This window comes from Alteromonas sp. ABH4_457, assembly GCF_056160625.1.
In genome coordinates this window covers 274,580-298,009 of sequence record NZ_JBSWXN010000002.1, presented here as the reverse complement: position 1 = coordinate 298,009, position 23,430 = coordinate 274,580, and the positions used below count along the sequence as shown (strand labels likewise).

Here is a 23,430-nt window from a genome sequence, read left to right as displayed (position 1 = left end):
GCCGCTTTTCAGAGAAGCTGTTTTTTACAGCATCGGCTTCAGGAACCGGCCGGTATGAGACTGCTTCGCTTTAGCAATGTCTTCCGGTGTACCTTCTGCGATGATCTGACCGCCCCCTGAACCGCCTTCGGGGCCAAGGTCGACCAGCCAGTCAGCGGTTTTGATAACATCCAGATTGTGCTCAATGACCACGACAGTGTTGCCATGATCTCTCAGGCGGTGCAGTACAGCCAGCAACTGTTTAATATCATGGAAATGCAGACCGGTAGTCGGTTCATCCAGAATGTAAAGTGTCTGGCCGGTGTCCCGCTTCGACAGTTCTTTTGCCAGTTTCACCCGTTGCGCTTCACCACCGGACAGCGTTGTTGCTGCCTGGCCTAAACGCACGTATGACAAGCCTACATCAATCAGTGTTTGCAGCTTACGGGCAATGGCAGGAATGGCGTCAAAGAACTCTCTGGCCTCTTCCACCGTCATTTCCAGCACTTCGTGGATGTTCTTTGCTTTGTACTGAATTTCCAGCGTTTCACGGTTGTACCGTTTACCTTTACACACATCACATGGCACATATACGTCTGGCAGGAAGTGCATTTCTACCTTAATGACACCGTCGCCCTGACAGGCTTCACAGCGGCCACCTTTTACGTTAAAGCTGAAGCGGCCCACTTTGTAACCCCGTGAACGGGCTTCCTGTGTTCCGGCAAACAATTCACGGATGGATGTAAAAATGCCTGCGTAAGTGGCCGGATTCGAGCGGGGCGTACGGCCAATCGGGCTCTGATCGATGTCGACCACTTTATCCATCATTTCCAGCCCTTTCATGGTTTTGTACGGAGCCGGCTCAGATGTAGTGGCTTTATTCAGTTCGCGGTGCGCAATTTTAAAGAAGGTATCGTTAATCAGCGTCGATTTGCCTGAGCCCGATACGCCGGTAACACAAGTCATTACGCCAACCGGAATCTTCAGGGTTACATCTTTCAGGTTGTTGCCTGAGGCACCTGTCAGCGTTAGCCATTTATCATCTTTCGCACTGTTGCGCTTTTCCGGTACTTCAATTTTTTCACGACCAGACAGATATTTGCCGGTAAGTGAGTCTTCACTGTCAAGAATATCTTGCATAGTACCGGCAGCAATGACCTGACCACCGTGAACACCGGCACCGGGACCGATATCAACAATGTAATCCGCCTCGCGGATAGCATCTTCATCGTGCTCAACAACCAATACAGTGTTACCTAAATCCCGCAGGTGCGTGAGCGTCTTCAACAGACGTTCATTATCACGTTGGTGCAGACCGATGGAAGGTTCATCGAGTACGTACATAACGCCGACAAGTCCGGCGCCAATCTGGCTGGCCAGTCGGATACGCTGGGCTTCACCGCCTGAAAGGGTGTCGGCACTGCGGGACATAGACAGATAATTCAGACCTACGTTTACCAGAAACCCCAGGCGGTCGAGAATTTCTTTTAAAATCTTCTCGGCAATCTGCGCTTTCTGCCCGCTCAGGCTCAGTGTTTCAAAGAAATCAAAGGCGTCTGCGATAGACATATCTGCGATTTTCGGCAGATTGGTGCCTTCAATAAATACGTTTCGCGCTTCCGTACGCAGTCGTGTTCCGCCGCAGCTGTTACAGGGTTGCTGACTCAGATTTTTAGCCAGTTCTTCCCTGACTGCATTGGACTCAGTTTCGCGGTAGCGACGTTCCATATTCGGAATGATGCCTTCGAACGGATGCTTGCGCTCCATCACATCGCCGCGCTCGTTGATGTACTTGAAGTTCAGAGACTTACCCTTTGAACCATACAGCACCACATCACGGGCCTCATCAGAAAGCTCGTTGAAAGGCGCTGTAAGGCTGAATTTGTAGGCATCGGCGACAGCTTGCAGCATCTGAAAGTAGTAGTAGCTTCGTTTATCCCAGCCACGGATCGCGCCGCCGGATAAACTCAATTCATCATTCGAGACCACCAGAACCGGATCGAAGAACTGTCTTGTTCCCAGTCCGTCACACGTCGGACAGGCACCGGCAGGGTTGTTAAATGAGAACAGCCGTGGCTCCAGTTCACTTAAACTATAACCACAGTGGGGACAGGCAAAATTTGCGGAGAACATGATTTCGTCCGCGTCCGGCTCATCCATGTAAGCGACTTTGGCATTTCCGCCAGCCAGTTCCAATGCTGTCTCAAAGGACTCTGCCAGACGAAGTTGCAAATCGTCCCGCACTTTAAACCGGTCGACCACCACTTCAATGGTGTGCTTCTTGCGCAAATCCAGTTCGGGTGGATCGGATAAATCACACACTTCGCCGTCGATGCGGGCCCGGATAAAGCCTTGCGCAGCAAGATTCTGCAATGTTTTGACGTGCTCACCTTTCCGCTCCTGAATAACCGGTGCCAGCAGCATCAGCTTGGTACCTTCAGGCATAGACAGCACTTTATCTACCATCTGACTGATAGTCTGGGCGTCCAGCGGTACATCGTGGTCAGGACAACGTGGTGTACCGACCCGCGCAAACATTAAACGTAAGTAATCATAAATTTCTGTAATGGTACCAACGGTTGAGCGGGGGTTGTGCGACGTCGACTTTTGTTCAATGGAAATGGCCGGTGACAACCCTTCGATGTGATCCACGTCCGGTTTTTCCATCATTGATAAAAACTGACGGGCATACGCCGACAATGATTCAACATAACGGCGCTGACCTTCAGCGTACAGTGTGTCGAATGCTAATGAGGATTTACCGGAGCCAGACAGACCCGTAATCACAACAAGTTTGTCTCTGGGAAGGGTTAAATCGATGTTTTTGAGGTTGTGGGTGCGGGCACCGCGAATTTCGATTTTATCCATTGAAGCCTGAGAATTGCCAAAAGAGAAAGTATGCCACAACGGGCACGAAAATTAATCATTAACTACGTTTAAGTTATTAGTGGGATCACACCCGGACCATTATCAGACACTGGGCGAATGTTGGTTTTGTGTTACACTTCGCGGCCTGAGAAAGAGAAGCACGGGAACACACTTGAACGCACTTGAAGTTCGCGCCGCATTAGCACTGGCGCTGGTATATGTATTGCGCATGATGGGGCTGTTTATGGTCATGCCCGTGCTGGCCGTGGCGGCGATGGATTACCCTGATTATTCACCTTTGCTGGTGGGTTTAGCGATAGGTGGTTACGGACTGACTCAGGCAGCGCTGCAAATTCCCATGGGCATGATGTCAGACCGTTGGGGCCGCAAACCGGTTATTCTGCTCGGACTGTGTATTTTTGCCGCCGGCTCTTTCATCGCCGCATCAGCCGACAGCATGGTGATGATGATTGCAGGACGTATCCTGCAGGGGGCGGGTGCTATTGCCGGTGCAATTATGGCGCTGGCCACTGATGTGAGCCGGGAAACCCAGCGTGCCAAAGTCATGGCCGTCATTGGTATTGCCATTGGCTTCTCATTCTATCTTGCGGTGCTTGTAGGTCCCTTAATTGCTCAGAACTGGGGACTGTCCGGCGTATTTGGTGTCACCGGTGTGCTTGCTATTTGTTGTATGCCGCTGGTCAAATGGGTGGTGCCTGATGTCAGTATCAGCGCCAGCGGAGATACCCTTCCCCATGTGTCTGAAATCAAGTCTCTGTTTGTTTCACCCCAGCTCTGGCGACTGAATGTCAGCGTGATGGCGCTGCATATGATGATAACTCTGTTGTTTGTTCAGTTGCCCATTACTCTGACTCAGTTTGATATGACACTGGAGAGCCACTGGACGATTTATTTACCGGTATTAGCCGTGTCGATTATCGGTCTGATAGTGCTGATGGGGATCAGCCGGGGACAAACGCCGAAATCCGTGGTGATTACCGCTGCAGCGTTGATGATGACCGCTTTTCTGATGCTTAATATGCAGGACCACCACATGTGGGTCGTGTTTGCTGCGGTCATCCTGTTTTTTACCGGGTTTAACTATCTGGAAGCCAGCCTGCCTGCACTGGTCTCTACTATTGCTCCGGCCGGACAGAAGGGCAGTGCAATGGGCATTTATGCCAGCTTTCAGTTCTTCGGGGCGTTCCTGGGCGGTGTCTTGTCCGGCGTTGTGACCGACATCTGGACACCTAAAACCGCTTACCTCGCAGGCGCCACCGGTGCATGTGTCTGGATGGTCATACTGTTTGGCTTGAAAGAAGTGATGAAGCTAAAGCGGCTTTCCATGCAGGTATCATTCGATAAGGTTGATCCTGCAGTACTGGAAACTGAACTGCATAAACTGGAAGGTGTCCATGAAGTGGTGGCTTCCCGTGAGGAAAGTGCAGTTTATCTGAAAATCACCAAAGCATTTGATACGTCGGCCGCGCGGGCGCTGCTGGCAAAATACGCCTGAGGTTTCAGGTGTTCCGGTATTCATCCTGATTTCCGTTTCTGCCGTATCCTGATTACTATGCGGCGGCAACGGATTACTGTAATGTATCTTGCTGTAATGTCCCTGATTGTTAAATGAGCGTAGAGTTAAGTGTTCAGATTGGTTCGTAATTTTCTTTTGCTGGCATGTGTCTTTCAGCTTTCGGGCTGTGCTATTGATGTCAGTTCCTCCAGTTTCCTGCATCAGGATGCCTCCGCGTCCGGCCTTGATACCACTGCACTGAGTCAGGCTGTGAATAAAGATGAAGCGGCGATGACCATTACCACGGTAGAAATCGTGAATGGTGAAGAGTTGACACTTAAAGGTGTGGCTGTGGCGTATCCGGACCCTATCGTTAACGTTGTGTTGTTTGCCGATAATGGCATGACCATCAGTAAAAATTCAGCGCTGTTGCACGAGTTCGGAAAGCTGCCGGCGAATGTCTTGTGGGTGGATTATCAGGGCACGGGTGCCAGCGATAAGGCCAAAAGAGCAAGAATGTATAATCTCAAACGGGATTCTCTGCTGGTTTACGATTATGCCAAAGAAGTTTTTGCTAATGATTTACCTACGGTGGTACACGGCATTTCCATGGGGACCATTTTCGCCAGCTATGTAGCGGTGAAGCGGGATATCGACGGTCTGGTACTCGACAGCGCGATTAACAAAGTGAATGATGTTGTACAGAACATGGTGCCGGACTGGACCAAAACATTCACCTTTCTGAAGGTGTCTCCGGAACTGGCGATTATCGAAAACGATGATTTTATCCGTCAGTTTGATAAGCCGCTTTTCCTGGTGGTAGGAGACAAAGACCGGACTACGCCGATCACGTTCAGCCGGGAGTTGTATGAAGTGTCACCCAGCACAGATAAGTGGATTTACGTTGTACCGGGCGGTAAGCACAACAAGTCTATGACATATCCCGATGTGAAAGGGCAGTACCGGATGTTTGTGCGCTCGCTGAAATCCGGCAGATAAAGACTACGCGGCGCAGCAGGAAAAAGAGCGGCATGGCCGCTCTTTTTCGTTTCAGGCTATTTTCTGAAGTTGGTTTCTGAGGTTGCAGCCCAGAATGCGAAGGCGCTGAAGATCCCGGTATTTACCTTCAGTGCTTCCGGCTCAACTTTATCCAGCGTGTCGTTCTCAGTGTGGTGGTAGTCGAAATAATCACTGCCGTCCGGAGAGAAGTTAATCGCCGGCTGACCGGCTTCGCCCAGTGCACTCATGTCTGACTGGCCCTTAGCGTCGTTTTTGTCTGACATTCCCACACCGTAAGGTGCAAGGTATTCAGCAAAGTCGCGCACTTCAGACAGTGCCTGTGTGCCCACGCCCGGAGTCAGTTCGTAAATAGCGCCGTTACCAAAATCCCACTCTGCGCCAATGACGTGCTTATCCATGTCGTTCTTATGCTGTACAACATAATCTTTAGCTCCGTAGAGTCCGATTTCTTCAGCAGCAAACAAAATTACCCGTACAGTGCGTGCCGGACGCTGTGGTAATTCAGCAATGTAATGGCCTGTTGCCAGCGTAATGCCGATGCCGATACCGTCATCAATGGCGCCGGTACCCACATCCCAGCTGTCCAGGTGTGCTCCCAGCGTGACAACTTCTTCCGGGTGTTCACTGCCGGTCACATCGCCGATAACATTGGCGATGGTCGCTACGCGGCCCGTAGGTCCGCTGGCGGACGTATTGAGGGAAAACATGACCGGCTCATCACGGGTCAGCATATTATCCAGTAGATCTGCGTCGGGATTTGAAATCGCCACAGCAGGAATGCGTTTAATGTTTTCTTCGTATTGCATCACCCCGGTGTGAGCAAGACGGTTGTCATCGGTGCCTACTGAGCGTAACAGAAATGCTACAGCGCCTTTTTCAGCAGCAATGGATGCACCGGCTACTCTGGCGCCAACAGCTTTACCGTAGCCGTGTCCGTCTTTGTGACGTTCCATACGATAAGCCACATAGGCTATTTTGCCATCAAGAGAACCGGGTTTAGCGGCTTTCAGTGCGTCCAGCGTAGCAAACCGGACAACTTCAGCTTCAAGGGGGTTTCCGTCTGTTCCCACACTGCCGCCAAGTGCCAGCGCTGTGACTTTATGCGGGTAAGGGGCTGAAATCGACGCGGTTAAATCGCCGCGGGTCCACAGCGGAACCTTGCTTTCTTCTATCCATACTTTATCAAAACCCAGGCGCTTCATGGTGTCCTGAGCCCACGCGACAGCCTTTTCAGAACCGGGTGTCCCGGCAAGCCTGGGGCCGACTTCTGTGGTCAGAGATTCGATGATCTGATAAGACAGATTGTCCTGTCTTGCGTTGGTTTGTAATAAATCCAGAATGACTTTCTGATCGTCAGTGACTGCCTGACTTTGCAGAGGAAGCGCGAAACAGGCACCGGTGAGCAGTGCCAGCAGGGTTTTATTTTTCATTGTTGTTCCTGTGTAGCGGAAGCGGGTTGAGAACCCTACTTTAACGCCTGTTGTGTTCGCAATTCACGGCATTTACGACCGTTACGGCAATGCAAAGGATTAAAGCGCTCCCTTACCCTGCCAGGGAAACACCAGGGGGACAAACCAGTATGTAACTGCGAATACTATCAGAAGGAGCGGGGTGCCCAGCTTAATGAAATCGATGAAACGGTAACGGCCCGGCTCAACCACAAGCGTGACCACCGGGGAGGCCACAGGGGTAAGAAATGCTGCAGAGGCAGCAAACAACACAGTCACTGCAAGCGGATAGGGAGATACTCCTGCCTGCTCTGCAGCGGTGATGGCAATCGGGGCCATCAGTACCGCTGATGCGGTATTAGACAGAAAGTTGGTGAGTACTACGGTAATAAAAAACAGCAGCACCAGTAGTACTTGCGGGTCTTTTCCTCCCGCCAGTGTCATCAACATACCGACAATCATTTTCGTTCCGCCGCTGGTATCCAGGGCTGTGGCAAGGGGAAGCATGCCGGCAATCAGTACCAGTGACTGCCAGTGTATCGCTCTGTAAGCCTCTTCAGCAGATAAGCACCGCCCTGTAACCGCCACCGCTACCAGCATCAGAACGGCGATGACCAGTGGCATGACATCGAACAACGAAATCAACACCATCACGGCAACAATTATGAGTGCCAGCGGCATTTTCTTATAAGCCGGTGCAACGTCATCTCCTTCTGAGGCCCGTTCAAGGACAACGAAGTCGTGGTTCTGATCTTCCAGCGCTTTAATGTTTTTCCAGGCGCCGGTCACCAGCAGGCTGTCAGACGGGGCCAGCCGAACATCTTCTGCAGCAGGTATGGCTTGCTGATTGCGGCGAAGGCCAATGACATCCAGATGATAACGGTCGCGGAACCGCACATCCTTAATTGTTTTCCCTGCCAGCCTGGAATTCGGGTGAATAAGCACTGCTGTTGCACCAAGCTCCCAGTTTTCCTGTTGTTTCTGCGTTGCAGACAGTGTTACCGGCTTTAGCTGAAGTGAAGTACAGGCCGTGTGAAGTTGCTCCGGATCGCCTGAAAGATGAAGAATATCTTTTTCCGATAACACAAAACCGGCGTGAGGCGCCGTGAAATACTGATGTTGTCCGTTTTGATGGCGGGCAATGCCGATAATGCGGATGCCGTAACCGGTATAGAGTTCGCTCATCCCGACAGTCACGCCGTTCAGTGAGCTTCGGGCGCTTATCATCACATCAGTGATCTCACGGTCGCTGCGGTAATCTTCCATCAGATGCGCCAGTTTCCGGTGATAGATATCCGGAACCTGCGCGGCATCGTTCTGTGGCAGTAATTTGCGGCCTGCAAAAACGACAAAAATAATGGTGGCAGCAAGAATGAGCAGGCCGGGTAACGAGAAGGAAAAGAACCCTAAAGGCGCGTAGCCGGACTCACTGAGTCTCGCGCTGATCACCAGATTTGGCGGCGTGGCAATCAGTGTGAGCATTCCAGACACCAGTGCGGCGAATGACATGGGAAGCAACAGTGACGACGCAGGCAGCTGATTGCGTTTTGCAATACCGAGAATGACAGGAATGAAAATCGCCACCACCGCAGTGGAGCTCATGATGGCACTCAGAAAGGCGCTGGCAAGCATAATAATGGCCAGCAGGCCGTGTTTGCTCTTCTTGCCGGCAGACTGAATGATGTCGCCGGTGATACTGGCTACGCCGGTTTTATCCAGCATTTCACCGATGACCAGCAGACCGGCAATCAGTACAACCACGCTGTTGCCGAAGCCGGATACCGCCTCGCGGGCAGACATGATGCCGCTGAGGGTGAGGGCTGAAATGACCCCGATGGCAATAAAATCGTAGCGCACTTTATTGCTGAGCATGGCTGCTGCAGCCAGGGCTATCAGTCCGAATACAAACCAGGCATGAAGGGATGCGTCCAGTGCAAACACAGGCTTATTCCGTGTGAGAATGAAAGAATTCTCAGCTTACTCCGCCCGTGCCTGTCTGAACAGACCCTGATATGCGCAGGATCAATTAAACCCTGAGTTCATCCGGTACACGGCATACACGGGTGCCGGCAATATGATCATGAACACAGCGATGGTCTTTCCTGAAGATGAATGCAATGTTGATAAGGCCAAGTATGCCGCCAATAAAAGGTATGTTGGTGACAACCTGAACCGGCAGGAACCGCATCAGCAGAATACGGCCTAAACCGGCCTGACGGTCCTGTAAATCTTCTATCCGGATATTCAAAAAGCGCTTTCCTACCGTTTGACCGAAGTGAAACAACAGGTATCCGTTAATCACGATATAAATCAGAATGCTGTAAACAAGGCCGGTGACCACTAATGTCATATCGGGGTTTTCGAGGGCTTCAAGGCCTGTGTAGAAGAAAAACGGAAGGGATGCGAGTATCGAAATCACTATATCAATGACAGCCGCAGCAAACCTTTCTCCCCGTGATGCCAGACGTTCTTCTGTTACTGCCTGTGTGACTTCCTCAAATTCTGCCATGAATGCTCCTGATGTTTTCCCGCGTGATGCCAGGAGCACATAATGTCAGGGAATCGGAGAAAAAACAAAAGGCCACAAAAAAAGGGCGCATGAAGCGCCCGAGGTATTCTCGCAAAAGAGAGCAGGAAACCATGAAAACGCTGGTAATGGGGTTACAGGGCTTCAGGTTTTCCCTGACAGCCACAATCCGGTGACTGTCGGAGTTATCATTTCACCCTTTTCAGCAGCCTTCGAGCGACTTTACTTATCTTGACTGATCTTTACCTTGAAGGCGGGCGTCCCACTGATTCCCGTTTAACAATAGTCGGGGTGTACTTGTAAGTGTCTTCTGATGTTGTTGTATTCCCGCTGGCATAGCTCAAAGCCAGTTCGGCGGCGCGGGCTGCCATCATTTCTATCGGGTAGCGCAGAGTGGTAAGTTTCGGGCGACAGTATTTTGCCAGCAGAACGTCATCATATCCGATCACAGACACCTGCCCGGGAATCTCCAGGTTGTGATCCTGCAACATAGACATCGCGCCGGAAGCCATGGCGTCGTTGTAGGCCATTATGCCGGTAAACTCGATCCCCCTTGCCAGCAAATTCTGCACAGCCTGCTCGCCCCCTTCCTGATCCGGCGTACCATATTCAATATGACTGTCGGGAACAGAAAGGCCGAATTCTGCCATCGCATTGCGTATTCCCTGTAACCGCATGGCGGGGTCAGCAATTTGATAACGGCTTGAAATTACTGCTAGTTTGCTATGACCCTGTTTTATCATGTGTTCAGCCATGATCTGCCCGCCGGCTTCGTTATCCAGCCAGACGCAGCGGTTGGCGATTTCAGGAATATACCGGTTTATCAGCATGAACCCCGGGATCTGAGACGCAAAGTGAATAATCTCTTCGTCCGGTAACGCTTTGCTGTGCACCACCATGGCTTCAACCCGGTGCTCCAGCAGAGTTTCAATTGCCCTGCGCTCTGTCGCCTGCTCAATAGAACCGGCGCTGAGCAGGATCTGGACTTCCTGTTTACGGGTAACGGTTTCTATACCATGAGCCAGGGTGGCGAAGAAGGGATCATGAAATTCGGGGAGCACAACGCCCAAAGATGCACTGCGCTTTGTTACCAGTGCGCGGGCATTGGCATTCGGCCGGTAGCCCATTTCTTCCATGATTTTTTTCACACGTTCCCGTGTGGCGTCGCCTACTTTGGGGCCGTTATTGATAACCCGTGACACAGTTGCCAGCGACACGCCCGCGGCGGTAGCGATATCTTTTATAGTTGCCATTGTGTAGCCAGTGCGGCCCTTGTACAGGTTTGCTCAGCGGAATTGTTCTACCAAATCACGCTTAGCTCACCGGATTAAGGGTAAATGTTTTCATTTATTTGCCGTCTATCTTATGAATATTTCAACCGATTGCATTAAAAAAATCCTGACGAATGCTTTCACAAAGGCAAAAATCCTTTAACAGAGCCTTTTCAAAAAGAGGGAAAACGTATACCCTATTTGTTGCGTATGTGTTAATGTTTAACGTAAGCGTTGTGTGAATGACCGGATTTCAGGCACAGTAGGGCTTACAGAAACGATTTTCAGAGAATGTGATTTTGCCAAAGATAACTCAAGCCCCGTTCGGACAAGTAAATGACAAACCCGTCAGCTTGTTTACCCTTACAAATGCCAACGGAATGACCGTGAAGATCACCAACTATGGCGGCATTGTCACGGCTATTCTGGCGCCGGACAGAGACGGTAACTTCGCAAATGTTGTCGCCGGTTTTGAAAGCATTGACGACTACGTTAAAGATGGCGCTTTTTTAGGGGCACTCGTCGGGCCTTACGCTAACCGCATTGCAAACGGCCGTTTTGCTATTGGCGACACGGTGTACGAACTGGAGCAGAATTCAGGCACAAATAATTTACACAGCGCCAGCGCCGGTATTAACAAAAAGTGCTGGCAGGCTGCCACTCACAGCAACGATACGGTTGCTACGTTAACCCTGTCGCTGGATTGCGCTGACGGGGAAGGTGGCTTTCCGGGCACGCGGCACATTGAAGCTGTCTATGCGCTGAATAACGACAACGAAGTGCTGCTGACGATGACAGTAAACAGTACGGCGAAATCGCCGTTAAGTCTTACCAGTCACAGCTACTTCAATCTGGCCGGAAGCGGTGATGTGCTTGCCCATAAAGTGATGATTAATGCCGGCAGATTTACCCCGGTGGGACCTGAATTTGTGCCAACCGGCGAATTGCAGGAAGTCAGCGGTACACCTTTTGATTTCAGGAAATTAAAACCCGTTGGTCAGGATATCGGCGCAGATGATGCGCAAATACGCACAGGCAGCGGGTACGACCATAATTTTGTGCTCGATACTTTTCCTGCGGATGAAGATGAGCCTGCAGCGCAGGTTGTCGATGAAGCCAGTGGCCGTGTGATGACGTTATGGACTAACACGCCGGGCATTCAGTTTTACAGCGCTAATGGATTGAGTGGCGCATCCGGTGATACTGCAACATTTACCGATGACGGTGCCTTGTGTCTGGAACCGCAGGCATTTCCTGATACGCCTAATCAGCCGTCGTTTCCGCTTGGCTGGGTTGAGCCGGGGGAAGCCCATGTAACGCGTATAAAATACGGTTTTTCAACGCAATAATTATCCTCTTTCCTGTGATTACACAGGAAAGATTTATTTTAAAAGGTTAAACGTTTACATTATTTGTGCGGGTTTAGGGCACAAAAGGGGAGCAGAGTAATGAGAGAAGCAATGACAACAGCATTTGACCCGACCGACCATCCTCACCGCCGGTTTAATCCGCTGACGGGAGAGTGGGTGTTAGTGTCTCCCCACCGTGCAAAGCGTCCGTGGCAGGGCCAGAATGAACCGCCTTCAAATGAAGAGCGTCCGCAATACGACGAAACCTGCTATCTGTGTCCCGGCAATACCCGCGTGAACGGTGAATTGAACCCGGCCTATACTGGTACTTATGTATTCACGAACGATTTTGCTGCCTTGCAACAGGATACGCCGGATGCATCATCCGATGATCCCCTTTTCACTTTTCAGGCTGAACAGGGCTGCAGCCGGGTTATTTGTTTCTCACCCGACCACAGCAAAACCCTGCCTGAGCTCAGCGACGCAGAGCGTCTTGACGTGGTGAAATGCTGGGTCAAACAAACTGAAGAACTGGGTGCAGATTACACCTGGGTACAGGTGTTTGAAAACAAAGGTGCTCTGATGGGGTGTTCAAACCCTCATCCCCATGGTCAGGTGTGGGCACAGCATCATTTACCTACGTTGGCGGAAAAGAAACAAGCCCGCTTTACGGCGTATACCGAAAAATACGGCACCAGTTTATTGCTTGATTACGTGAAGCGCGAAACAGAGGCTGATGAACGGGTTGTCTGTAAAAATGATGACTGGGCTGTTGTGGTACCGTACTGGGCAGTATGGCCGTTTGAAACACTGCTGTTACCCCGTTTTGAAGCCAGTTCACTGCTTGCTTTAACCGCCGGCCAGCAACAGAGCCTGGCTGAAATCATTGGCAACATTACCACCCGTTACGACAACCTGTTCGAGACTTCTTTTCCTTACTCTATGGGCTGGCACAGTGCGCCATTCGATAATAAAGCCCATGGCGAATGGGGACTGCATGCGCATTTCTTCCCGCCGCTATTGCGTTCTGCATCGGTACGCAAATTCATGGTGGGATATGAAATGATGGCAGAAGCCCAGCGGGATCTGACCCCGGAGCAGGCAGCGCAACGATTAAAAGACTTAGCGGAAGTTCACTATAAGAAGGCACGAAGCCATGACTGATAACGCACAACTTATTTCCGCTTTTGAAGCGGCTTTCGGCAGCAGCCCAGCGGTCACTGTGCAGGCTCCCGGCCGTGTAAACCTGATAGGCGAACATACCGACTACAATGAAGGCTTTGTATTTCCGGCAGCAATTAACTTTGGTACCTGGATCACCGCATCGCCCAGAAATGACCGTGTTATTGATGTGGTAGCGCTGGATTATGACGGTCAGCGTAATACTTTCTCTCTGGATAACATTGAGCATGTCAAAGAGGCGACCTGGTCGAACTATATTCGCGGTGTGTGTAAGGTGCTGCTGACCCGTTACCCTGATTTAAAAGGGGCTGATGTGGTGGTGACAGGCAACGTACCGCAAGGCGCCGGATTAAGTTCGTCGGCGTCATTTGAAGTCGCGATTGTGAAAATGTTCAAGGCACTTTACAACCTCGACGTAAACGGGATCGAAGCTGCGTTACTCGGCCAGAAGGCGGAAAATACCTTTGTCGGTTGCTCATGCGGCATCATGGACCAGTTAATTTCAGCCATGGGCAAGAAAGATTCTGCCATGTTACTTGATTGCCGTTCTCTGGCTATTCAGCATACGCCAATCCCCGACAAGTACAGCATTGTCATCATTAACTCTAATGTGAAACGCGGTCTGGTAGACAGCGAATACAATGTGCGGCGTCAGCAGTGTGAAGCGGCTGCAGAAGCGCTGGGTGTGAAAAGCCTGCGGGAAGCCGATATGGCCATGCTGGACGCCGCGAAAGATAAAATGACAGAAGTGGTATACCGCCGTGCACGGCATATCATCACAGAAAATATCCGAACTCTGGCGATGTTTGATGCGCTCAATGAAGACCGCACCGCTGACGTCAGTGAGTTGATGGCTGCCTCACATGCCTCCATGCGGGATGACTTTGAAATCACGGTAAAACCGATCGATACGCTGGTAGAAATTGTCGGTGACGTTATTGGGCAGCAGGGCGGTGTGCGGATGACCGGCGGCGGCTTCGGTGGTTGCGTCGTGGCACTGGTGCCAAAAAATCTGCTGAGTCAGGTAGAAGAAGCCGTTAATAAACATTATTATGCGCGGACCGGGTATAAACAAAACATTTACATTTGCTCGGCTGAACAGGGGGCGTTTGCCTGACTGTCATAAGACATTCTGATAAAAATAACATTCTGTTGGGAAATAATATGAACATTGAGACGTTGGATATCACAGTCTTTGTGATATATGTCATCGCGCTTATTGGGATCGCATGGTGGGTCTCCCGCGAGGAGAAAGGCCATGAGAAGGATACCAATGATTACTTCCTTGCTGGCTCAAGCCTGCCCTGGTGGGCGATTGGGGCATCATTGATCGCTGCTAACATTTCCGCTGAACAAATCATCGGAATGTCCGGCTCTGGTTATACCATCGGTTTAGCCATCGCTTCTTATGAGTGGATGGCAGCCATAACGTTGCTGATTGTTGGTAAGTTCTTCCTGCCAATCTTCCTGAAGCATAAAATTTACACCATGCCCCAGTTCCTGGAACAGCGCTATGACCACCGTGTGCGTGTCGTTATGGCGGTATTCTGGCTGGCAGTATACGTATTTGTGAACCTCACGGCTGTATTGTGGCTGGGTGCGCTGGCTATTAATACCATCGCCGGCGTAGACATGATGTACGGTATGTTGTTCCTTGGCGTGTTTTCACTGGCCTATTCACTGTACGGCGGCCTGAAGGCTGTGGCCATGACCGATATCATCCAGGTAGTGTTGTTAGTGCTGGGCGGTCTGTTCCTGTCATACACTGCGCTGAACCTGATCAGTGACGGTAACGGTGTGATTCAGGGATTTGTTGATATCACAAACCGTCTGCCGGAAAAATTCGATATGATTCTTTCTGAAGATAATCCGCACTATAAGAGCCTGCCGGGTATCTCTGTGCTGATTGGCGGTATGTGGATCATGAACCTGTCTTACTGGGGCTTTAACCAGTACATCATTCAGCGTACTCTGGCTGCTAAAAGCGTTAAAGAAGCGCAGAAAGGGATCGCGTTTGCGGCATTCCTTAAACTGCTGATGCCTTTGATTGTGGTGTTACCGGGTATTGCTGCGGTCATACTGGTGCCGGATCTGAACCGTGCTGATGAAGCTTACCCGTCTCTGATGACATTAATGCCGGTTGGTCTGAAAGGTTTGATCTTCGCTGCTCTGGTAGCGGCTATCGTGTCTTCACTGGCGTCAATGACCAACAGTGTTTCTACCATCTTCACCATGGATTTCTACAAGCCTAAAAATCCGGATAAACCGCAAAATCACTATGTGAAAGTGGGCCGTATTGTCAGTCTGGTGTCGTTAATCATCGCTATGCTGGTGGCTAAACCGCTACTGGGTAACTTTGATCAGGCATTCCAGTATATTCAGGAATTCACCGGCTTCTTCACGCCGGGCATTGTTGCCCTGTTTGCCTTGGGTATGTTCTGGAAGAAAACCACTGCAAATGGTGGTCTGGTTGCTGCGCTGGGGTCATTCTTCTTCAGCCTTGCGGGCCGTATGTTCTTCCCTGACGTTCCCTTCATTGACCGTGTAGGCATTGTGTTTTTGATGTGTGTGGGTCTGGCCGTGCTGATTTCTCTGTCTGAGAAAAAGGGCAACCACGACAATGCTATTGAACTGGGTGAAGTCAGCTTTGCTACGTCCTCCGGCTTCAATATCGCAGCCATTGCAATCACACTGGTAACTGCAGCGTTCTACATTACCTGGTGGTAATAAATCGCCGGTGAGTATGAATTGAAAACCGCCTCCGGGCGGTTTTTTGTTTATTTTCTGTGCAAGTTTAATGTGTAAATAACTCTTTCCGCTGGTAGCATAGTCACCGGTACTGTTCGTACGTTCTGTTTTCCCCTGACTATTCTTACTTGCGAGGCAATTATGTGTCGTATCCTGACGTTATGTTTTCTGACCGGCTTTGTGCTGAGTGCCCGCGCCGGTGCTGATGAGCCACTGCCTGAACAACTCACAATCACGCCATTAATAGAATCAGCGGGGATTGAACTGCCCGGTCAGTCCGCAGATGTTGACAATACACTTCGTTTCCGTGAAACCGGCACTACGCAGTGGCTGGATGCTAACCCGCTTTACTTTGACCCTGTTAAGGGGTCGTTATCCGGTGCCGTAGTGTACCTGAAGCCGTCTTCACACTATGACATTGAGCTGAGTGTGACAGATGATGCCGGAACCCGTTTGTATACAGATTCCTTCTATACCCGGGCTGACAAGCCGCCGGTGGACCCTCAGAAGATATATCATCTGAAAGATATTTATCAGGGCGGTACGCTGGATGTAGAAGCGCTGGGTATCGAAGGTGCGCCCGGTGCATGGGCCATGATTAAAGGCGATCTTAATACACCCATCGTAGCCCCGGAGGATGCTCTCTCGGCCATCCGCATCGGTGCGCAAAGTTATGTGTATTTCGAAGACATCACCATAGCGCAGGGCGGTCAGCTCGGTTTCTTTGCAGAAGAAGCACACCATATCTGGGTCAACGGATGTGACATTTCTCAGTGGGGAAGACGCCCGGCAGAGTACCGCAAAGGCATCGCTTATGACGACCGGGGCCGGCAGATTAACTACGATTCCGCTTTCTTTATGCGTCGCAGTGGCGTGATCACAGTAGAGAACTGTTACGTACATGACCCGGTGTTTGGCGCAAACCACTGGGGTAACGGCCACCCCAAAGGTACCAATGCTTTCCTCGCTTTTGCCAACCATCCGCAGGAAGTCTTTCAGGGGCAAATCATATTACGCAACAATACCTTCACCGGTACTGATGAGGTGCGCTTTAATGATGTGGTGGAAAGCCGGTTTAACCTCAACAGCGATGGCGGTTTCATCCGGGACTCGGCGATATATAACAACACGTTTGCTTTCGCCAACGATGACATTATCGAACTGGATGGTGGTCAGCACAACGTACTGGTTTACAACAATGATTTTTCCCACGGTTATGGCGGAATAAGTGTTGCGCCGGTGCGTCGCGGACCGTCTTATATTTTTAATAATACCCTTCACAGCATGGGCGACGAGCGTGGTATGATGTGGGCAGCTATCAAGGCCGGCGGCGTGTCATCTAATCCTGAAGGGCAGGTTAATCTGTTCAACAACTACGTTTATTCTTCAGGAAACGGTATCACCGCATCCTATGTCCAGGGTGATGACGGGTTCTGGGTAAATGCGGTGAACAATGTGATTATCACCGGTCCGGCAACAGACGTATCCGGCTTCAGCATTCTTGATAAGCAGTTCGATACCCGCAGTCTCTTCACAGGTAATTACCTGTTTAATCTGGATACCGCCAGTGAGCGGTTTCAGGCTGACATAACTGTGCCTTTTGCCGACTCAACTAAGCTCAACACCGCCTTTGCTCAGTCGCTGGCTGAACAGGCAGCGCCGAAAACCCTGAACATAGCTGATGGTCTCACCGTTGCTAATTTTTCGAAGTTCGCAAGCGGACTGATCACCGGAAAAACCCGCCCGGTGACCGGCGCGGCTCCTTACCTGTCGTTTAGCCATGTGTTACTTGAGGAAATGCTCAATTTTAATAAGTTTGCACCGGCAAGCTACGATGCGAAACAGGATGACACCGTCAATGGCGGAATGACTATTAGCGATGATGGTTCAACATTAACGTTATCCGGTAACGCATGGAAACAAATCGCAGGGCAGTTCATTGTCGACGCTGGCAGCCGGCTGGTAGCGACAGTTAAAATTGAAGGTCCGGCGGAAATTGCCGCGTTAGGCCTGGATACCAATTTAAAGCAGGGACCCGGCGTGATATTAAGCTTCGGTGGTTCGCAATCATACGGTCATCTTGTTGATGATCTGAGCGAACAGGACGGCTGGCAACGGTTGGTTATACCGGTAGGTCAGTATCTCAAAGCCGGTAATTATCAATTTCTGACATTTATTCTCGACAATGACGCCACGCCGCAAGCCGGTAAAATCCACTTCAGACACATAGCGCTGATACAAAGTGTGGATGAAGTATGACCGCGACTGGTCAGGTAATAAACGGACCGTCAGTACAGCTCGACAGCCTCTCTGCGTGTGATAAATTTTGACTCAACATAGAAACAGGTTGGTGCTGCGGGTGTATAAATCCGGAAAAAACCTTGTGCGACAATTAACTGGCTGCCGCAGCTTTTATTTAACGAAAATATTCCCTTAGCCAGAGAAAAAAATCAGGTATACTGGCCCACTATCACAAAATTTACAGCGACTGCACGGGCAGGGAACAACGTTGAGCAGCAACGTTAAATCCGCCAGAAATCCGCAAAAAGTGTGCGGGGCGGGTGGCTGTGAATTCATAAGTCACAGACAAAGACAGAGTTAACAGGAGACATCGATGGCAACGAAAGGCGTCAACAAAGTCATATTGGTCGGTAACCTCGGGAATGATCCTGAAGTTCGTTACATGCCAAATGGAAACGCCGTAGCAAACCTGAGTCTTGCTACCAGTGAAAGCTGGAAGGATCAACAAGGCCAGATGCAGGAACGTACAGAATGGCATCGGTTAACTATGTACCGTCGTCTGGCGGAAATCGCCGGTGAATACCTGAAGAAAGGCTCACAAATTTACGTTGAAGGTAAATTGCAGACCCGTAAATGGCAGGATCAACAAGGTCAGGACCGTTACACAACGGAGATCATTGTTGACCAGATGCAAATGCTTGGCAGCCGCGATGGCGGTGGTCAGGGTGGCGGTGGCTACCAGCAACGTCCTCAAGGTGGAAATCAGGGCGGCAACCAAGGTGGTTACAGCAACAACCAGGGCGGCGGTTATCAGCAACGTCCACAGGGTAACAATCAGGGCGGCTACGGCGGCGGCAATCAGGGTGGAAACCAGCAAGGCGGCGGTAACAAGCCTCCTATGGCCGAGCCTGATTTTGACTTTGATGACGATATTCCGTTCTAGGAAAGTCATCGCTCTGAACAAGAACACAAAAATATTCATACTCACAAACCCTGCTTTTTGCAGGGTTTGTTATTTTTATTCCCCGGAAAATTCCAGTAATAATTATATCTGATAGGTTTAATGGTAAAAGGTGATTGGATTTATATCTGGCAAAACTTGATGATGTAGTACGTCAACTTATGACTGACTATTTCAGGCGTTTTTATGCACGCAATCAAATGGCCACGGCACTAAGCCAATTTTGCCGCTGCCAGTGGATGTGCCCGGTTTTGCCAAGCATCTTGTGTGGCTCGGGCGTACCCACCACAGCCCTGTGCACGGATGGATCCGGCAAGCTTTCAGGTTGTAGCCTGAAAGAGAGTGTTCCGGGAAGGGTTTTTCCTGTTAGTATTGCCGGCTTACCGTGCCGTGAGAAGAAGCCGGCACCGGAACATTACCTTTGAACGGACACCCTGGATTGCTCATTTGAAACTTTGGCTTAGAAGACTACACCTTGTGCTGGCGCTGATTTCAGGACTGTTTATTACCTGTCTGAGTGTGACCGGAGCGCTGCTGGTTTACGCCAAAGATATCCAGATTCTTTCACAACCTGATAAATGGCAGGTGTCATCACAGGATGAAGTACTTCCTCTTTCACGCCTGATGTCCGCCGTTGAAACGGAAACCGGACAACCCTTTGCCATGTTGATGCCGGAAACGGATCCACAGCTTGCCTGGCAGGGAAAGCTGGCGAACGATGAGTATGTCAGTGTCAATCCTTATACCGGTGGCGTTGTGTACCGGTATGACTACTACACCACTATCTACGGCTTCACGATGGCTTTGCACCGCTGGCTATTGTATGAGGACGGAGAGAAGGGCAAGCCGTTACGTAACTGGGTCTCGATAAGCGCACTGGTACTTATCTTCGAGCTTTTACTGGGTTTTTACCTGTGGGTGAAACCGAAAAACAGGTTAAAGCGGCTGGTAATCAAACGCCGCGCAAAGTTACGCATCCTGATGTATCAGCTTCATACGGTGCTGGGTGTCTACTTGCTGGTACCACTTCTCTTAATTGCGTTTACCGGCATGGCCTTCAACTGGAAAAAGCCAACGCAGCAGGTCGTCGAAACCATCACTTTTTCAGAGGTGGAAATCAGGCCCGTACCCGCGAGGCTAACAGCGTCTGAATCGTTATTGCCTGCCGCCATCGATATCGCTTATGACCGGGCAACAACAATATTCCCTGATGCCCGGTTATTCCGCATCTATTTCCCTCTGAAAGCCGGTGAACATATTGGTTTCAGAATGCAAAATCCCGGCGAGTCTCATGCTTACAGCTGGGTATGGGCTCACCCGGTGACGGGGCAGGAAACCGGACGTTACGATGCCTCTTCGGCAAACGTTGCCACGCAGGTCTGGAATTTCAAATATAAGTTCCATACCGGCGATTTTGCCGGCCCTGTGGTTCAGTTCTTATGGTTCTTTGTTGCTCTGTTGCCTGCTTTTTTTACCGGCTCAGGGATCTGGTTCTGGTACAAGCGACACTACAAATAAGTCATACCCTGTAAAGATAATGAGAATGGTTTTCATTATCTTTACATTGCCTCCCTACACCTTTAGTATAGCGGGCCTTTCTTCTTGTTATATTTCTTAAAAGAGTTTTCATGTCTAAATTTTCCCTTTCTCTCGTGGCGTTGGCTGTCAGCACCTCCTCAATGGCTGTCGAGACACAAACAGACGACATTGAACGTATTATTGTTTCCGGAAGCCGTGTTATCGAAAGTATTGATGAAGTGCCGGCGTCCATTACAGTCATCTCTCAGCGCCAGATTGAAGAACATCTTAAGGTTAATCCCGAACTTCAGAGCTTGCTGGCTCAAATGGTGCCGGGACTTGCTCCTGATACCGGCAGTTCAAGCAATACCGGTCAGTCGTTGCGGGGGCGGGCGCCTCTGGTCATGATTGACGGCGTGCCACAGTCAACGCCGCTGAGGAACGGCTCACTAGGGATTAAAACTATCGATCCCAGTGCTCTTGCACGTATCGAGGTGATTAAAGGTGCCACGTCAGTATACGGAAACGGTGCATCAGGCGGCATCATTAACTACATTACGAAGCAGGCAACAACACAGGACAGCCATAAAGGGCAGATCAGTCTGTCATCACGGTTCAGTGCGGTGAAAACGGAAGAGTCCGCCGGCGCCAGGGTATCCGCAGCGGTTAACGGAAAAACCGGTAACTTTGATTACCTGCTGACTGCCAGTTACGAAGAAAACGGCGTGCAGCGGGATGCTGAGGGCGATATTCTTGGCTTGCAGTACGGGCTTTCAGACGCAGAAACGCAGAACTACTTCACTAAACTGGGTTATGAGTTTGATGACGAAAAGCGTCTGCAATTCAGTTACAACTATTTCAGCTCTCAGCAAAAAACAGATTTAGGGGATGTGGCCGGCGACATTAATCAGGGTGAGAAAACCTACGCTATTCACGTTCCGGAAGCCCTCCAGAAACAGGGTAAGCCCCAGGGGCCTGACGGAAATGAAAACATTACTGTTAAATACACCGACAGCACTATTTTCACCAACACCGAAATGACCCTCGATGTGTATTCGCAGGACATAGAAAATGTATTTTTCTTTTCGCCGAACCTTGCAAACCCTGACGAGGGTTACGACGGGGGCCAGTCGATTATCCGTTCAGAGAAACGTGGTGCCAGAGCCACATTCAACACCATTGCCGACTTCGATGGCGTGGAAGCAACGTTTATCTATGGTGTTGATGCCTTGCAGGACACCACTTCACAGCCTCTGGTGGATGGCCGGGTATGGGTACCTGAAATGGACATGGACAGCATTGCCGGCTTCCTGCAAACCAAGTGGGTAATTCAGGATAATATTATTGTGAAAGCGGGCGTCAGAAGAGAAAGCATTGACTTAACTGTCGATGATTACGAAACACTCAAGCTTTGCCGTACCGCAACACAATGCTCTGTGCCGTTACAGGTAAATGGAGATACCATTGATTATGATGCCACGACGTACAACATTGCTATCAAGTACAACTGGAAGGATGTATTCAGTCCGTTTATTAACTATTCACAGGGTTCAGATATCGCCGATATTGGCCGTTTACTCCGCGCAGCAACAGTAGACGATATCGGTCTGATTCAGACAGAAGCGTCTATTATCGATAACTACGAAGCGGGTTTCACCTCCCTGTTTGATAATGTTCGTATTGAAGTGGCTGCTTACCGCAGCACTTCTGAACTGGGCACCACAAACCAGTTTAATGCGGTTACCGGTGTGTATGAGCCGGTGCGTGCACCACAGGAAATCTGGGGATATGAAGGGCTGGTTGACTACCGTGTTTCTGACACCCTGGGTGTCGTTGCAACATACAGTTACGTTGAAGGAAAGAATACCGAAGCCGATATCTATTTAGGCTCGCGTCAAATCAGTCCGCCGAAGGCCACGGTAAATGTAAACTGGCGCCCCCTTGATAGTATGTCATTAACAGTAAGCTATTTGCATGTTGGCGACCGTAAGCGCTTTGCGCCCGATGCTGACGGGGAATATGTGGGTGATCAGGGCCCAGTCTCCAGCTACAACATTTTCAATGTGAGCGGGAAATATCAGTTTGCAGACAACTGGAATGCGTTTATGGGAATCGAAAACCTGTTCAACAGTGATTACTACCCGGCGAGGGCCCAGTCTTACACCTACGGTGGCTACAATATTAAAGGTCTGGGTACGACAGCAACTCTGGGCGTGACCTGGTCATTTTAAAGCGGGTCTTTTCCGGATGGTGGCCGGCGAACCCGCGACAGTGGTGTTCGCCGGTACATCGTCAAACACCACCGCACCGGCACCGACAATGGCCTGATCGTCAATAGTGACGCCAGGTTGAATAACCGCATTAGCACCAATCCACACATTGTCGCCAATTGTCACCGGCGCATTATTCATATTGACGGGGGGATGAACTTCTCCTGTGTCTAACGGCACGGTACTGATGATTGCGCCCGGCCCGACAAATACCCCTTCGCCAAGACGGATATTTTGTTCAGCAATAAATGTCACGTTGTGATTGAGAAAAACGAACCGGCCCAGTTCCACGGAGGCATTACCTGACAAACAAAATACCGGCTCAATCCAGCAGGGACCGCGGCATGTAAAGAGAGCTTTCATTGCCTGTTTTTTGCTTTTAGCCGGCGCGTCTGCTTTGCTAAGTACATCGAGGTAAGGCCCTTTTACATCGCAGCGGAGAAGTGCCGCGCGTAACGAAGGCAGGCTCCGGTCTGAAAACGGTAACGGGGTCAAAGTGCTTTCTCTTTTGTAAGGGTTTGTTTATTATAGG

General features: G+C 50.3%; 16 protein-coding genes. 10 read left to right on the top strand and 6 right to left on the bottom strand.

The window, feature by feature from the left end:
- Nucleotides 1-24: 24 nt before the first annotated feature.
- Entirely contained in the window at nt 25-2,847 is a 2,823-nt protein-coding gene (gene uvrA / locus ACXAGR_RS04495; RefSeq protein WP_474841721.1) for an excinuclease ABC subunit UvrA, read from the bottom strand.
- A 172-nt stretch (nt 2,848-3,019) separates the two neighbouring features.
- On the opposite strand from uvrA, the gene ACXAGR_RS04490 reads away from it, so the two are divergent.
- Together ACXAGR_RS04490 and ACXAGR_RS04485 are read left to right on the top strand one after the other, a co-directional pair.
- A complete protein-coding gene (locus ACXAGR_RS04490) occupies nt 3,020-4,363 on the top strand; it encodes an MFS transporter (RefSeq protein WP_474841718.1) in 1,344 nt (447 codons plus the stop codon).
- A 129-nt stretch (nt 4,364-4,492) separates the two neighbouring features.
- A complete protein-coding gene (locus tag ACXAGR_RS04485; protein WP_474841716.1) occupies nt 4,493-5,362 on the top strand; it encodes an alpha/beta hydrolase in 870 nt (289 codons plus the stop codon).
- A gap of 56 nt (nt 5,363-5,418) precedes the next feature.
- Here the strand turns inward: ACXAGR_RS04485 and ACXAGR_RS04480 are convergent, their stop codons facing one another.
- From ACXAGR_RS04480 to ACXAGR_RS04465, 4 genes are all read right to left on the bottom strand, one after another.
- The gene (locus ACXAGR_RS04480; RefSeq protein ID WP_474848360.1) at nt 5,419-6,813 is read right to left on the bottom strand and encodes a M28 family peptidase; all 1,395 of its coding nucleotides are present in this window, start codon (nt 6,811-6,813) and stop codon (nt 5,419-5,421) included.
- A 99-nt stretch (nt 6,814-6,912) separates the two neighbouring features.
- Nucleotides 6,913-8,772 carry an SLC13 family permease gene (locus tag ACXAGR_RS04475; protein ID WP_474848358.1) on the bottom strand — a complete coding sequence of 620 codons (1,860 nt, stop codon included), beginning with the start codon at nt 8,770-8,772 and terminating at the stop codon, nt 6,913-6,915.
- Nucleotides 8,773-8,857: 85 nt separating this feature from the next.
- Nucleotides 8,858-9,340, bottom strand: a complete 483-nt coding sequence (locus ACXAGR_RS04470; RefSeq protein ID WP_474841710.1) for an RDD family protein — start codon at nt 9,338-9,340, stop codon at nt 8,858-8,860.
- Between the two features lie 260 nt (nt 9,341-9,600).
- Nucleotides 9,601-10,611 carry a LacI family DNA-binding transcriptional regulator gene (locus tag ACXAGR_RS04465; protein WP_474841708.1) on the bottom strand — a complete coding sequence of 337 codons (1,011 nt, stop codon included), beginning with the start codon at nt 10,609-10,611 and terminating at the stop codon, nt 9,601-9,603.
- A 311-nt stretch (nt 10,612-10,922) separates the two neighbouring features.
- Here ACXAGR_RS04465 and ACXAGR_RS04460 point away from each other — a divergent pair, with 311 nt between their 5' ends.
- The 8 genes from ACXAGR_RS04460 (at nt 10,923) to ACXAGR_RS04425 (ending at nt 22,859) form a co-directional block, all read left to right on the top strand.
- Nucleotides 10,923-11,978, top strand: coding sequence for an aldose epimerase family protein (locus tag ACXAGR_RS04460; RefSeq protein ID WP_474841706.1), 1,056 nt, complete (start codon nt 10,923-10,925; stop codon nt 11,976-11,978).
- Between the two features lie 111 nt (nt 11,979-12,089).
- Entirely contained in the window at nt 12,090-13,142 is a 1,053-nt protein-coding gene (locus tag ACXAGR_RS04455; protein ID WP_474848815.1) for a UDP-glucose--hexose-1-phosphate uridylyltransferase, read from the top strand.
- Entirely contained in the window at nt 13,135-14,277 is a 1,143-nt protein-coding gene (galK, locus tag ACXAGR_RS04450; RefSeq protein WP_474841702.1) for a galactokinase, read from the top strand. Before ACXAGR_RS04455 ends, galK begins: the two co-directional genes overlap by 8 nt.
- 47 nt (nt 14,278-14,324) lie before the next feature.
- Complete coding sequence (locus ACXAGR_RS04445; RefSeq protein ID WP_119502886.1) at nt 14,325-15,887, top strand: sodium/sugar symporter; 1,563 nt, start codon at nt 14,325-14,327, stop codon at nt 15,885-15,887.
- Between the two features lie 162 nt (nt 15,888-16,049).
- Nucleotides 16,050-18,167 (top strand): right-handed parallel beta-helix repeat-containing protein, encoded by a 2,118-nt coding sequence (locus ACXAGR_RS04440; RefSeq protein WP_474848356.1) that lies wholly within the window; start codon nt 16,050-16,052, stop codon nt 18,165-18,167.
- Between the two features lie 355 nt (nt 18,168-18,522).
- Nucleotides 18,523-19,092: a single-stranded DNA-binding protein gene (locus ACXAGR_RS04435; RefSeq protein WP_474841697.1), complete on the top strand. Its 570-nt coding sequence runs from the start codon at nt 18,523-18,525 to the stop codon at nt 19,090-19,092.
- Between the two features lie 465 nt (nt 19,093-19,557).
- Nucleotides 19,558-20,628, top strand: a complete 1,071-nt coding sequence (locus ACXAGR_RS04430) for a PepSY-associated TM helix domain-containing protein (protein ID WP_474848354.1) — start codon at nt 19,558-19,560, stop codon at nt 20,626-20,628.
- A 110-nt stretch (nt 20,629-20,738) separates the two neighbouring features.
- On the top strand, nt 20,739-22,859 hold the full coding sequence (locus tag ACXAGR_RS04425) for a TonB-dependent receptor (RefSeq protein ID WP_474848352.1): 2,121 nt from the start codon (nt 20,739-20,741) through the stop codon (nt 22,857-22,859).
- Here ACXAGR_RS04425 and ACXAGR_RS04420 read toward each other — a convergent pair.
- Nucleotides 22,851-23,393 (bottom strand): acyltransferase, encoded by a 543-nt coding sequence (locus ACXAGR_RS04420; RefSeq protein WP_474848350.1) that lies wholly within the window; start codon nt 23,391-23,393, stop codon nt 22,851-22,853. The two genes, ACXAGR_RS04425 and ACXAGR_RS04420, sit on opposite strands and share 9 nt — an antisense overlap.
- Between the last annotated feature and the right edge of the window lie 37 nt (nt 23,394-23,430).